Raw genomic sequence first — 13777 nt, 5'->3', positions numbered from 1 at the left:
CCTCCTTTATACTGAAATCAATTCGTACATTTGCCCGTAGGTGCGACCGTCGGTGAAAAACAATCGAATAAAATCCTGTTTGCCGATTTCGATGGGCGGCAAAACGTTTTTGCCTGCCGCAAAGGGGGCGACAAACGGATATAACATGCCGTCTTCTTTGTTCGCGGGATAACTTCCTTGCTTTTTGACGTAGCAAAGCACGTCCTTCGCGATCGGAACCTCAGTCGTCACTTGAATTTGAACCGTTTTGAATTTGCGGAACAAACTGCTCTTGTTTGAAACCGAATAATGGATTTTTGCCCTGCCCGCGCTGATCTCGATGCGGTTCTCGCGGCCAGGCTGAACAATCAGCTGCGGACCGTCGCTGCTTTCTTGGCAGGCATACACCGTAAAGACATAGATGCCGACGCCTTCTATACGGCTGTGATAGCCGTTATTCGCTTTATACTCCGCCTTCGTATACAGCTTCAATTGCTCGCTGTTTCTATTGCTGTCCTCTGCCTGTTCGGCAGCTGCTTTCCCAATGTATACCGCTTCTATGCCGCTTGGCCAAATCCAGCGCAGCGTGCAGCGGTCCTCCTCTATAACGCGAGTCAAGCCGCTGATGGCTGGAGAACCGTCCTCTGCATCCGTATACTGCATTTAAATCCGCCTCCCGCATCGTTTAAAATCCATGGCTGCGGCTATCCTTCGTTCGCTCTCCCATACCGGAGGAGGAACGGCCAGCGATGCCGCTTTTTCTTCCGCCTCCGCGCGTCTTAGGCGTGTTGTTGTCCCGAATGGGAACAACCAGCGTGAATAATCCGATGATTGCCGCCAGCACGAGCACTGCCGCTAACCGTGAGAACGCGTCCGAGAGCTGATCGCCGGATAAGCCGAAATCCAGGATAAAGCCCGCCAGCAAGCCGCCAACGATGCCGCCTGCCCCAAAGCTTACCGCCAAATGCCGATTATCGAACAGCAGTCCGAGCGACACGCCGATTGCCGCGCCGATAATGGCCAGTGATAATAGGCGAAGCAAGGTGTAAAAGCCGCTGTCTGCCGCCTTGCCCGTCCGTTCCGTAAGGAGCGTCTGCTTATCCAGCTTGTCGTAAATATTCTGGAATACGAGCGAGATGCCGTTCGCTTCCGTCACGTCATAGTAGCCCCCGCCGGTTGAATCGGCTATATTTTGCAGCAATGCCGCTCCTCTGGCATCTACAACGCTGAGACCCACTGTGTTCACGGCAATTTGCTGCTCCCGGTAATCCGCGATTTGCTGCTCGATGCTGGATTCGCTAAAACCATCCGACAGCAGGATAACCATCGTGCCGCGTCCCCCGTTTTCCTTGCTCTTGATCGTCGCCATCGATTCCGCCAAGGCCAGGCTAAAATCCGTTCCTCCGTTTGTCGGCTCGAGCGCATCGATCGCCGCATTGACTTGGTTCTTCTCGGCCTGCGTGCCCACGCTGACAAATGGCTGAAGCAGCTCCGCCGTATCGTTAAAAACGACCACAGCCACACGGTTATCGCTCTCCATATTGCCGATTAGCTGCTTCGCGGCCGCGTACCGCTCGTTATCCGGATCGGTCTCCAGCATGCTTCCCGAATTATCGATCGCAAGCACGATGTCCTTCACCGGCTTCGCGCCGCCGAATTGAAGACCGTATAATAGCTGGACCAGCCCGCCAACAACAAAGAGCAGCGCCAGCGTTGCCGGTACGAGCAGCTTCCAGGATAAATCGGTATAGCGCTGACGCCACGAAGCCCCGTTTAAGCGGGGCGATAGGAGTTCTGCAATCAGGCAGGCCAGACCTATGCACAAAGCGATGATTCCAAAATAGAGGCCGACAACAACGAAGCGGGGCCAGCCCTCTGAAAGCATGCCCAGCACAAATTCGCCGATTGCAAATCCCAATGCGCCTCCGATTAAACTGAACAATAGTAGAAGCAGATTTATTTTCCGCTGCATGATGAAGCACCCTTTCCGCTTGCTAATGGACCGCTGCAATGATCAATGTATGCCGGTCAGCGCAGCTCCGGCAGAAAGGCTGGATCCAGCGCATGAAATTCATACCCGTTCTGCAAATAGGTTTCATAGTAAACTTTGCCGTTTCTGTAATACATCAAATCTTCTAAATGAAAGCCGCCCATTAAATTCAATTTTTCAACTCCGCTGCTGCGCTTCTCGTGCACGCAGCCCAGCTTATAGATGCGCGTCGTTTCATCAACGCCTAATGCAAAGCGGATAAACTCGCTCTCACGGTCGCCGAACAAATACTTTTCCTCGTAACGATGCTCGTGGGTATAGTCGAGCAGCCGGATATTAATGGCCGCATTATCTTCAAGCGTCCGGTACAGCTGCTGAAACAGCTCATCCCTCGACAAGGCTTTGCGGTTGCTGTAGGCCACGGAAACGTTCGCCCGAAGCAGCAGCTCCTCCTCGAAACTCTGATTGAACGGTTCTGTCGTTAGGATATGCTTGCGGCAAACGTCGGTCAAACGCTCTAAGAGGACAGTGTCCCCCAGCTCCGCCAGCTCAGCCGCGTTTCCTACGAACCGGTCCTCGAACAGCACCGACTCGCCGCGCTTTTCTTCCAATTCCTTGATAACGCCTTCGGTGACGCGTCCGTAATACTCAAAAACATTTTGCCCGATATAATCATCGGAGAGGCGAATGCTTTGCAGGGATGCCGCTTTTAGCTCTCCCCCGAGCACATTCATACGCTGCACCTTCGCTTGGTAGCCCTCATGAAGCCGTTCCAGGGAGGCGACGAGCCTTTGGTGCACGGCAAGTTCTGTCTCCAGCCGCAGCAGCTGCCATTTTTGCTTATAGACCGTGTCGAAAAAGGCCCGAATAAAAGAGCGTACATTTTGCTTATCCATAAACGGCAGCCTTTGAAATTTCAGGTCCTCGACGCGGGCTTCACCGGTTCGGTCAAGCTCCTCGACCGAAAGAGCGATTTCTCTGGCCAAATCGCGCATACGGGCGCGTACCAAGTTCAGTACGCTGCCATCCGCATTCTCGTCGGTCCACTCGGACACCTGATAGAAGCAAATCCGCGGCTGCTCTTTGCTGTTTCGGGCTATGCTGCGCCGCAGCTCCTCCGCCGCGTTCAACTCGCCCAGCCGTATAGCGGCTGCTTCGGTGAAATGCTTGCGGAAGAAAACTTTGCAGCCATCGCCGAACAAAGCTTCTTCCGCCTCACGCAGGGACATGCGGCGCAGCTGTTCAAAACGGATGCCGCTCGTTAAGAGTCCCGTCATGTCAGCCAGCCTATCCTCTCCGGGAACGATTTGGGCAACCCGTGTCTCCAGCGCCGCGTCATCGAGCCCAAAAAACGCCTGTTTCTCCTTGCTGCCCAGCTCAGGTGCATTTTGCAGCCTTGCAGCGAACAGCTCGAACAAGTGATACAGCACAGTTAATGCAATCGCGTAAGTAGGACGTTTCACCTTGGCCAGTCCGGCCGAAACGAATCCTTGCCTTCCGGATTCAGCCATCAAGCTGTTTCGGAAGGAAGAATTGTTATAGCTTCCGTCATTGGATTGAAGGAGATCATCCTTCCGCTTCCTGTTCTTCAGGAGCAGGATATGGCAAATCATCTCATAGTTATCCTGCATGCCGTTTAGCGACGTCATTCCCCGCTCGTTACGGTCGGATAACAGATAGACGAGATCAAATAACGGAGATGGCCTATGCTCGACCGGAATGGCGAGCCCGTCTCCCGTAACCTGCAGCATCGCGGAAAACGAATAATCCGGCCGCTGCATCCCCTCAAGCTCGCGCAGGAAGCTTATTCCCGCCGCGCCTGCATAACCGAACGTCTCCGACTGCTCCCGTTCATTAATCAGGGCGTACAAATCCATTTGAACGGATTTGAACAGCTGCAGAAAAATGGATTGCGCAAGCAGCGAAATTTCCGGAATTAGAATGTTCATGGGATCATCCACCCTTGTAATAACGGCGAGGTGGAGCCGGTCGAAGGAGGCATACAAACGGCCGTAATCCGCAATCGTGTCGCTTACCTGCCGCAGCGACCGGTTGAGCTCGATCAGATGTCGTCCCTCCTCGCGGAAGGCGGCTGCGATATCCTTGCGTACGGTCCGCTTGTCTCCTTGATTGGCAATAAGTCCTGTCAGCGCTGCATGGATGACCTTCGAAGCCGGCCGGCTTTTGCCGGCCTCGGCGTAAGCTGGCGCCGTGCTGGCCGGCTGGCCCTTCCCGGTGCCTGACGGGCCTTCACCCGTTGATACGTGCAGGTAAATTACACCGGCATTATTATCCCATTTCAGCTCGTTCGAACGCATCATCGGTTCAATCGCATGCCCAGCCTCTTCGCCTATGAACAGAAATACGGTCGGATAATGAATGCTGCTCTGATCATCCTCAAGGCCTCTTAGCTTGTGCTCGGCGGCCGAGTAATCGGCCGCGAATCGATCCAGCATTTCTCTCATATCTATTTCAACTTTCTTCGGATTTCGTTTAGTTTTGATGTCATTTCCTTATAGAACCGGTGCAGCTCTTCGCCGTTCGCCAGCTCCACCTTCTCGTATTCGAGACGCTCGCGCGCATCCAGGAATTGGCCAAACAATTCTTCCAGCTTATTGAGCAGAAGCGTGGTATCCTCCGTTGCCGTCAATTCCGTTACTCTACGCGATGCTTTGCGCATAAGCGTGCTGCGGCTCTTCTCGTCAAGGCGGCGGAAGCTCTCGAACACCTCATGCTCGACATAGCTGCTGCTCTTCATTAAATTAGCGAAAGGCGACCACGCTTCCTCCTCGGGATCTCGGTCATACACGTAAAGCGCGCCTTTCTTGCAAATCGTATCCGTATACAGAGCCTCGATAAATTGATCGAACCACTTCTCCTCGCCCTGATGGAGCAGGAGCAGCTGCTCAAGTTCGTTTGCTTTGGCCGAAATCGATTCGTACTTCGCCAGCTCCTCTCGGACAAGCCTTAGCTGCTCCGGCGAGCGGATCAGGTTTTCCTGTGCCAGCTCCTCCGAGAAGCTTCCGAATATATCTTTTGTCGATTGGAGTTCCAATCCTTCGGAAAGGAGACGCTTAAGCTCTCCCAAAGCTCTCTTAACCTCGCCTAAATTCGGTTTTGGCGCGTCCAGCTGCATATTGAAAGGCTTTAATAGATCCGAAAGCTGGAATGGCTTCGTATAGCGAACCGCATAGCGGCTGCTCGTGTTTTGGTCAATGCCTTTCTCCGTAATGATGCGGAAGCTTTCCGCTTTGGCAAATTCAGCGCGAACCCTTGCGTTATAGCTTTGCACGCGCGGATTGACGTACGTATCTCCCCAAGACTTTTCCGGGATCGGAGACGGCAAATACGTCCAATTGTTGCGGTCGGTTTGTACCAAATGGCGGCCGATGCCTTCCTTATCCATAATCGTCCGTTCATAGCTTTCCTCATACACCTTTAGCGGCGTATAAACGAACAGCGGCACGCCGTTTCTTGTATTCAGCCAGAAAATCCGGTTTTTGACCTCGCTTTCCTTGATCGTGAAATGGGATTTGCCTATCGAGTTATTTTGGTAGTTACGAATGCCTCGCAAAATGCTGGGAGCTTGCACGGGCACCGATACAAATCCCCATGACGGCACATGCAAATTGCCCGAGCTGTTGCTTAGGTGGAATACCGGCACGGCTTCCTCGTCCAGCTTGCTAGCGATATGGCGCTCGACAAACTTCTCGATCGACTCGTCATTCCCGTATTTCATGACAAGAAACTCTTCCATCGACTTCGTAATGAGATCGCCGAATTTATCGGTCAAAAATTCCGAGATCGAGCTGACGATATCGATTTCCTGTTCCTTCACCCATAGGTTGGAATGGTCGAGCAGCTCCTGCGTAAAGTCCCGGATCAGATCGTCGCCGTCCTTCTTGTCCATTAAACGGCTGATGACATCGGAAATATCAGGCACCCCGACGATATTCCAATAATACGTCTTGTTACCTTTATGGTCGGCCTGCTCTTCCCCGTTCGTGAGCAGATCGCCGTTTTTGGCAAAGATCGTATTAAGCACGTTCAAGATCTCGGTAAACACATTGTAGATTCGGTTGTTCTCGTTGTTAAGCAGCTGGTGCAGATCCTCGTAAAATTCGATTAACTGCTCCATGCGCTCCACGTCGGCATGCAGCCAGTACTCATTGATTTTCGCTTCAATATAGTTGTTTTTCTTCTTGTCCTTCGAGACGAACGCGCTCTTTGCGTCGCCCATGCGCTCTTCGGCTTGCTCTCTGGCCGCCTCGATTTCTCTCGGAAGCCGCAGCAATCCCTCGCGAAGCGTCTCGATATAAGAGAGCAGCATCTTCAGCAGGCAGAAGCCTTTCTCGGTATAAAGGAGCCGCGATACGTAGAACGGCCCCTGCTCCGGATGCAGGAACGTACGGCGGATTTGATCTGTAAATTGGCCGACGATTTCACCGGGAAGCTGTTTTTTGGCCTTAATGTATTCCTCGCGCGCGCGGGCCAGAAAGTTTTGCTCCAGCTCGGTATCCATATTCACAGCCTGCAGCTTCACCACGTTAGCATAGTTAAGGCGCTCGCTGTTCTCAAAGCCGGGAAGCGGCTCCGGCACGCGTGAATCGAAGGTTTTCATCATCGTTTCGAGGTCGATGCCGAGCTTGCGCGCAAACTTCTCCACATCATCCTGGGATGGCGCCTTCTCGAACATTTTGTCCATCTTGTTGAACAGCCGGTAAGCCAAATAAGTCGTCATTTCCTCGATAGGCAGCACCGCCGACGAAGCCCCGATTATGTTGTAGTCGTAGTTAGCCGGGTACATCTTGTTCATTTGGGCGATGTTCGTCCGGATATTGCTGATATAGTCATGGATAGCGAATTCCTCGCCGGATTGTTTCTCCTCGCTCGAAATGAAGTTGGTAATGTTCTCTGCCGTTACGTTCATGCAGTAATCGTACGCATTTTCAAGCAGCTTGCCCTCCGCATTGGTGGCCGAGATGAGATGGCAGAGATTGAACGGCGGTAGCGGCGAATTAACGGACAGTATGCTTCCGTACTGCTGCTTGAACCGCTCTCCCCGGCTGTCCACGTTCATCCAATAGTCCAATTCCTTCAGCGCCGCATAGCCGTTCTTCTTAATGTACTCGCGCGTATGGTCGCTCAAGCTTTTGTTTGAAAGGTTAATATCCGGCGTGAAAAGGTAACCCAGTGTGTTAACCCTGTCGATGCCTGCAGCCCCGTGGTCGCGCTCGATAATGCCTCTGACGATATATGAAATATCAAGGAAGCAGCCGCTGCCCGTTCCGCCCGATAAGCCGGTGAGCAGAAACACCATCAGCTTCTTGTTCGTGCCGACCGACAGCGTTTTGATTTTTTTGTCGATGCTTTGCACGACTTGGTTGATCTTCGTAAACAGCAGCAGCCGTCCTGCCTGCCGAACGCCTGCCGCGCCGTTCATCCCATCGGTGATGCTCAGCTCCGGGGAAAGCCAATCGGTAATGTACGGCTCCAAAATACTGCGGTTTTGCAGCAATCCCCCCACCTCGGCGTTGGACAGCAGTACGAACTCATTGATCGGGTCGAGGCCGATGCCTTTATACTTTTTATTGCGATCCTGCTCATTCGTTTCGAAAGCTAGAAATTCCACATTGTCAGGCTTATCGCGTTTTCTCTTCGAGATCGGATCCTCCGGCAGTTTAAAGCGGCGGTTAATCTGGTATTTCAGGCGAAGCAGCGCATCAATGCCGGTACCTCCGAGTCCAATGATCAAAATCGGGTTATCGATGGTATCCACCCGGATTTTCTCGCTGACAATGCCTCCGCCCAGCGAAACGTCAAGCTGCTGTATATGTTCTCTTACGATCGGTTTCATGGTTTATTCCCTCCAGGGCTCTATTTATACGAGATATTCGATAAAAATCGTTTTGTCCACTTGCTTGAGCGAAACCGTAATGCGGTCTCCGCTCTTCATTTCCAATTCGCGCGTCGCATCGACTGCACGCCCCGACTTCTCGATCGTGCTAGAGGAGCCGTTCTGCAGGATGATGCGGTCATTGCTCCCTGGTTTAAAGACGACTTTCTCCGTTTCCTTCAGCTCTGGCGCCAGCTGCAGCAAATGGTGAAGCAGCAGCTTGCCCTTGAAGGCGGACAGCTTCTTGTACTGCGGCGATGTTTTGTCACCCGTATTCTCGTCCCGGATTTCAATGACAAGCTGACCGACAAAGCCGCGGTTCGCTTTTTTGAGAACCCGTAAAAGGAAATATGCCGCTGCGAGCAATGCGGCCAAACCTAACGCGCCTAGAATAACAGGTACGGTCGGGAAAGGCTTCTTAGCTTCGCCTGCGGGTTCGGTCGGGGCCGTTTGTCCCGTTCCGCCTGCCTTAGCCGTAATCGTCACCGCATCGGTTTCACGGAAGAAGCTTTCCTCCTCCGCTTTTACTTTGACCTCATAATCATGCTCGTCTTCAATCTTGTACGTTCCCTCGAAATGATCGCCTGCGTTCTCCATCGGTACTTCCTTGGTTGTGCCTGCGTCCAAATCCTTAACGAGCAAAACCGCGTTCATGTTGCTGTATTGCGCTTCATCCTTCAGCTTTTGACCGCCGCTGACCAAGTAAGAGCTGAATTTCACGGAATCGCCCTTCGAGTAAGCCGTTTTGGCAAGCGGGTCCATGGCTAAATTCAAATCATAGTTAAAGATGAGATTGATATCGATATTATCGCGTTTCACGCCTTTTACCTGCAGCGTCCAATCGCCCTCGCTCGGCTTTAACAGCTTAATCAAAGAATAGCTCTTCGACTTCGACAGCAGAATTTCATCCGATGGAATGGAAACGGCATTGCCTGATGGGTCAATCAGCTTGGCCTCGACGGGCTGCGAAGACATGATGGAAATGTTCGCTTCCAATACATTCGAGTTGGGAACGTTAATTTTCACGTTCTGAAAACTTCCGTCCGCGGTAATCGAATCAACAGGTACGACGTTCAAGTCGAGATGGCTGGCAAAAATCTCGCTAAGGATCTGCGGCAGATCATCCGCCGAGTTGGTCGAGAACGATTTGCCCCCGGTCAGATCCGAAAGCTCGGCCAACGCTTCCTTGTTTAATTTTCCGTCCGCATTCAGCCCGATCGTGTAGATCGGAACATCGTTGTCATTCGCTTCTTTAATGGCTTTCTCCATGTCGGCGTCGGACTGGGCCTTTGTACGTCCTGAATCTTCATTAAAGTCGTTATTGCCGTCGGCCAGCAAAATAATCATCGGCTCATGGCCCGGGTCAGCCCCGTCATCCAAAATCTGTACGGCTTCCTTCACTCCGACGGATACGTCGGTATAGGCGCCGCGGTTCAATTGGTCGATGAAGCCCTTCAAATTCTCTTTATCCGCTGACGACTGGATTTCAAGCAGCGCCTTCTCGCGCTGTATCTCATCGGTATAGGCTACGATGCCGACCCGGTCGCCCGTCGTCGAGAGCATGTCGATGAACATCTTCATCGCTTCGTTGCCGATTTTGCCAGGATCGCTTGCGCTCATGGAATGACTGACATCGAGCACCAGCACCGCGTCGATTTGAGAAGCTCCCTGCGCCGCATTCACTGTGGAATAACTGCCGAAAGGCAGCAGAAGAACGGCGGAAGCGAATAGTAGTTGTCGTGAAAATCGTTTAAGTCGAATCATTTTTGTACTCCTTTGCAATGGGACGAACGGATCTATCCTACTAGTCCAATAGTCACTGTTAGTTACTGCTCCCAGTAAAATGGTATACTATAAATTAAGTATACCTGATAGATTTCCACAAATCACTTTTACTGTAAGAGAGGAACAGCATATGGTTACATACGTCAGTCTCGGGCTATTGTTTCTTTTTGTCATGATCAGCATTTTCAACTACCGCTCGCGCCGGAGAAAGGCCCCATCTCCAGAGCAGTTGAACAAGCTGGTCTTTTCTATTCTAAAAAGCGGCGGGCAGCGTGATCGCGAATGACGATGAAGCTGCCGGTACGGCTTACTCCCTATATTAAAACACGCTATCCTTACAATAAGCTTAAAATTTGCCGCCGTTGCAATTATTTTACCGTACTGGGTGAATCGGAATGCCCTGTATGCGGCAAATTCGCCCTGCAATCGGCAGAGGAACGGGCTGCCTCTGCGCTGCGCCGCTCGTTCTGGAGATCAAGGTTCATCGTATTGTTCATTACTATTGTAGGTTTAGTGCTGAGCGGGTCTGCGTTGCAGACAACCCTGCTTGCAATAGGGGGCACGGCGCTGCTCGCTCTATTATGGACGATGCAGAGACGGTCGAACCCTGCACTTTTGCGCTTGGAACTTGAAAAATTATTTCACAGAGAGGCTTACACCCTCATAGCCGGCCTCGCCAATGACCGGGAAACCGCCATTGCCGTGTTTCATAACGGCGATAAACCGCTCGCTTACGAAATGCTGCGCGAAATCGGGGCGCTCGTTCATACCGACCAGCTTCGGATCGAGCAAATCCTGCTGCTTCAGTCGTTTGTGCTGCGCAAGGATATGGACCTCATGCTGGAACCGCTGCTGATGGACCATTTTAATCCCGATCTAGTCGAATATATCGGCGAGCTTGCAAAGATCAGGCGAGACCTGCTCAAGGAAAATACTTTCCGGTATATTTTGCTTTATGAAGCGCAAATTTTGAAAATGGAGCATGGCGAGAGCATTCTGGTCGGCGTTGCCGGCGCCGCGGTCCGTATGAAGCGATACCTTACGCTTTATCCTTATTTGGTTCTGCGTTATGCGCGCAAGCTTCCCAAAGACCGTTTTCTGCGGCTTTACCGCATGATTCAAAGCTATCCAAAATCAAGCTTCGGTCCTTTATACGAAGAGGTTATGAGTGTTTACAACGAGAGATATAAATGGGATGAGGACTTCCTTCAAACCAATAAATAACGGAGCCAATAAAAGAACCCTAAATCTTCCGGTAACGTCATTTCTAAATCTCTTAAATAGTCATATGACATTGAAATACGGTTACGGTCACAAACACACAAACAAGCTGCTCCAATCAAACATAATCTACACTATACTCCGTCGTGAGCATGTTTATGGAATAAAGGCGGCCTCCACTGAATGAGAGATTGAAATGAAGCAGTTATTTTGCGGGCCTGCCTTATCTGACTAGCTAATGGAAATTAGCGAGGAGACATCATAGAGCAAAGGAACGTGGTACACGTGAAGCGAAAGAAAAGAGTCCGTACAAGCGAAGTTCTTCCTGCTACAAGCGAACCAATCAGCGATCCCGACATGTTGGCACCCGCAGAACTCCCATCTGCACAAACGTTGGAAAACGAAATCAAGGCGCCGTCACGGTTATCCGGGTTTGACGGAATTATGTCAATCATGGGGAAAGTCCAACAATTTTGGGGCATCTTTCAACAAATACAGCCTGCATTCAAAATGGTAGGATCATTGATGGGACCGAAAGCATTTGTATCTAGCATGCCCAGCAAGAAAACAAGAGTGAAAAGTAAAACGTCCCGCAAAAGATCACGGCTGGACGCAGCCCGCCGCCTTAAATCAAAATAACCAAGCATCGGGAAGAAACGGTTATCGGTGACCTGATGCCGTGTCATTCCCGCGATGCACAAAAACCCCAAAGGACTAGATCCCTTGGGGTTTCGGCTTTTCACTTTCACCATTCGAAGTCTCTTCTACATCGATTCGACAAGGGGCTTTGCGTTAACCGCACATACTTTAAACCCCGGCATTTTGCAGGTCGGATCGAGCGCTTGATTCGTAATTTTGTTGACATTTTGAATATCGCCCCAATGCATGGGCACAAATACCGTATCCTCACGAATCTCCCTCGTCACCTTGCTGCGGACGACGATGCTTCCCCGCTTCGATTCCAGCTTGATCAGCGAGCCGTCCTCGATCCGGTATTTTTGTGCCGTCTTCGGATGAATTTCCATAAAGGATTCAAAGCTGCGCGCCGCCAGCGTATGGCTCCTCCGGGTTTGTACGCCCGTCAAATAGTGCGAGAGCACCCGGCCGGTTGTCAAATAGAGCGGGAACTCCCCGCTGACCTGCTCCGCAGGAAAATGGTTTTCTACCGCAACGAGCTCTGCCTTGCCTCCGGGATGCGCGAACGCCGTTTCGAATAATCGCTTCTCTCCAGGGTGGTCCAGGCTTGGACAAGGCCAATAAACCCCTTCTTCCTTCCGCAGCCGATCATAAGTAATGCCGTAATAATCAGCAATCCCCCCTCGGCTAGCAACCCGAAGCTCCTCGAAGATTTGTTCCGCGGCCGTATAGGAGAAATACCACTCTTTCCCGAGAGCCTCGGCAATGCCGCAAAGAATTTCCCAATCATGCTTCACTTCATCCGTAACTTCCCGGCTCGCTTCCCGTAATAGGACACGCCCTTCCAGGTTCGTTAAAGTCCCTTCGTTCTCCAAATACGAGGAAGTCGGTAAAATCAAGTCCGCCATCCGCGCCGTCTCCGAGAGGAACATGTCGGCTACCACCAGGAATTCCAGCTTACGCAGTCCCTCCTCCACAAAGTTGGCGTTCGGATTGGACACAATCGGATTGGAGCCCATGACAAACAGCGCACGAATCTCCTCTTCATGGATTTTTTCCATCATTTCATAGGCTGAGACGCCTTTTTCAGGCAATTCATCGGGCAGCACACCCCATACCTCTGCGATATAGGCGCGATCAGCCGGATTTTCAATCAACCGGTAGCCTGGCAGCTGATCCGCCTTTTGCCCATGCTCCCTGCCTCCTTGACCGTTTCCTTGCCCGGTAATCGCTCCGTAGCCGCAGCCTTCCTTCCCGATCTTCCCGGTAATCAGCACCATATTCAGGAAGTTGCGCACGGCCATATACCCGTCAGTCTGCTGCTCTACTCCCCTTGCGGTAAACACCATGCCGGTTGCCGCTTTGCCAAACGCTTCAGCGGCCCCGCGAATTTGCTCGAGCGGAACTCCCGTAATCTCAGCGATATCGTTTAAGTCAACACTCGCCAGATGCTCCTTCAACTCGCTAAAGCCTTTCGTCCGCTCTTTGGCAAAAGCTTCATCCACATAACCATCGTCCACGATCACTTTTAACATGCCGTTGACCAATGCGGCATCCATCCCCGGTTTCACCTTTAAATGAAGATCCGCAAGCTCGGTCGTACCCGTGTTGCGAGGATCAATCGCGATGATGAATGCCCCGTTCTCTTTTGCCCGCGTAAAATAAGGCATAAGCGTAGGCTGGCATTCCGCAATGTTCGTCCCTGCCAGTATGATGCAGCGTGCCAATGGAATGTCGGACAGCTGGTTCGTCAAGCCACGGTCCATTCCAAATGCCTTATTGCCGGCCGATGCCGCTGCGGACATGCAAAAACGCCCATTATAATCGATATATTTGGTCCGCAGCGCGACCCGCGCGAATTTCCCAAGCAAATAAGCGGATTCATTGGTAAGTGATCCGCCGCCGTATACCCCTATGGCATTGCTGCCGTATCGCTGCTCCGTTTGCGTGAAATTGGATTGTATGAGCCGGTAGGCTTCCTCCCAGCTGACCCTAACGAATTCCCCATTGACCTTAGCCATTGGAAAGGAGAGACGTTCGCCGCTCAGTGCATGCTGGTATGCATTCATCCCTTTGATGCATAGCCGCCCTTCCGAAGCCGCGTTGGGCTTTGGAAGAACGGTATAGGTATTGCGCTCCTTGCCGAAATGCTCCACGATTTGCATTTTACACTGCACGCTGCAAAAAGGACATTGCGTATCCATGACATGATCATGTCCGGCAGCAGCTTCGATTTCCGGGTTATCGGTTAGTGCCTTTAATGGTTTCAT

The 13777-nt window shown here is 51.7% G+C and carries 9 protein-coding genes; 2 read left to right on the top strand and 7 right to left on the bottom strand.

Features of this window, described 5'->3' with window-relative positions; genetic code table 11:
* Positions 1-6 precede the first annotated feature (6 nt).
* Genes ACN6MW_RS25255 through ACN6MW_RS25235 form a run of 5 tightly spaced genes read right to left on the bottom strand, consistent with a single transcriptional unit; the run spans position 7 to position 9629 of the window.
* On the bottom strand, positions 7-642 hold the full coding sequence (locus tag ACN6MW_RS25255; protein ID WP_419872613.1) for a beta-mannanase: 636 nt from the start codon (positions 640-642) through the stop codon (positions 7-9).
* Positions 643-664: 22 nt separating this feature from the next.
* Positions 665-1951 carry a vWA domain-containing protein gene (locus ACN6MW_RS25250; RefSeq protein ID WP_419872612.1) on the bottom strand — a complete coding sequence of 429 codons (1287 nt, stop codon included), beginning with the start codon at positions 1949-1951 and terminating at the stop codon, positions 665-667.
* A gap of 56 nt (positions 1952-2007) precedes the next feature.
* Entirely contained in the window at positions 2008-4434 is a 2427-nt protein-coding gene (locus ACN6MW_RS25245) for a transcription initiation factor TFIID (RefSeq protein ID WP_419872611.1), read from the bottom strand.
* A gap of 2 nt (positions 4435-4436) precedes the next feature.
* Complete coding sequence (locus ACN6MW_RS25240; protein WP_419872610.1) at positions 4437-7826, bottom strand: tubulin-like doman-containing protein; 3390 nt, start codon at positions 7824-7826, stop codon at positions 4437-4439.
* 24 nt (positions 7827-7850) lie between these two features.
* Positions 7851-9629, bottom strand: coding sequence for a vWA domain-containing protein (locus tag ACN6MW_RS25235; protein ID WP_419872609.1), 1779 nt, complete (start codon positions 9627-9629; stop codon positions 7851-7853).
* 151 nt (positions 9630-9780) lie between these two features.
* Between ACN6MW_RS25235 and ACN6MW_RS25230 the strand changes: the two genes are divergently transcribed.
* Positions 9781-9936 (top strand): hypothetical protein, encoded by a 156-nt coding sequence (locus ACN6MW_RS25230; protein WP_419872608.1) that lies wholly within the window; start codon positions 9781-9783, stop codon positions 9934-9936.
* Positions 9933-10874, top strand: coding sequence for a hypothetical protein (locus ACN6MW_RS25225; protein ID WP_419872607.1), 942 nt, complete (start codon positions 9933-9935; stop codon positions 10872-10874). Before ACN6MW_RS25230 ends, ACN6MW_RS25225 begins: the two co-directional genes overlap by 4 nt.
* A 482-nt stretch (positions 10875-11356) precedes the next feature.
* On the opposite strand, the gene ACN6MW_RS25220 is transcribed toward ACN6MW_RS25225, so the two are convergent.
* Complete coding sequence (locus ACN6MW_RS25220) at positions 11357-11623, bottom strand: hypothetical protein (RefSeq protein WP_419872606.1); 267 nt, start codon at positions 11621-11623, stop codon at positions 11357-11359.
* Between the two features lie 12 nt (positions 11624-11635).
* Positions 11636-13777, bottom strand: a complete 2142-nt coding sequence (nasC, locus tag ACN6MW_RS25215; RefSeq protein ID WP_419872605.1) for an assimilatory nitrate reductase catalytic subunit NasC — start codon at positions 13775-13777, stop codon at positions 11636-11638.

Origin of the sequence: Pristimantibacillus sp. PTI5, assembly GCF_048572955.1 — a bacterium.
GTDB lineage: Bacteria > Bacillota > Bacilli > Paenibacillales > Paenibacillaceae > Pristimantibacillus.
This window is presented reverse-complemented; position numbering and strand designations above follow the sequence as displayed.

Excerpts from the sequence above, each read along its gene's own strand:
- ACN6MW_RS25255 (WP_419872613.1), bottom strand. The coding sequence starts at position 642 with ATGCAGTATACGGATGCAGAGGACGGTTCTCCAGCCATCAGCGGCTTG.
- ACN6MW_RS25250 (WP_419872612.1), bottom strand. The coding sequence starts at position 1,951 with ATGCAGCGGAAAATAAATCTGCTTCTACTATTGTTCAGTTTAATCGGA.
- ACN6MW_RS25245 (WP_419872611.1), bottom strand. The coding sequence starts at position 4,434 with ATGAGAGAAATGCTGGATCGATTCGCGGCCGATTACTCGGCCGCCGAG.
- ACN6MW_RS25240 (WP_419872610.1), bottom strand. The coding sequence starts at position 7,826 with ATGAAACCGATCGTAAGAGAACATATACAGCAGCTTGACGTTTCGCTG.
- ACN6MW_RS25235 (WP_419872609.1), bottom strand. The coding sequence starts at position 9,629 with ATGATTCGACTTAAACGATTTTCACGACAACTACTATTCGCTTCCGCC.
- ACN6MW_RS25230 (WP_419872608.1), top strand. The coding sequence starts at position 9,781 with ATGGTTACATACGTCAGTCTCGGGCTATTGTTTCTTTTTGTCATGATC.
- ACN6MW_RS25225 (WP_419872607.1), top strand. The coding sequence starts at position 9,933 with ATGACGATGAAGCTGCCGGTACGGCTTACTCCCTATATTAAAACACGC.
- ACN6MW_RS25220 (WP_419872606.1), bottom strand. The coding sequence starts at position 11,623 with ATGGTGAAAGTGAAAAGCCGAAACCCCAAGGGATCTAGTCCTTTGGGG.
- nasC (WP_419872605.1), bottom strand. The coding sequence starts at position 13,777 with ATGAAACCATTAAAGGCACTAACCGATAACCCGGAAATCGAAGCTGCT.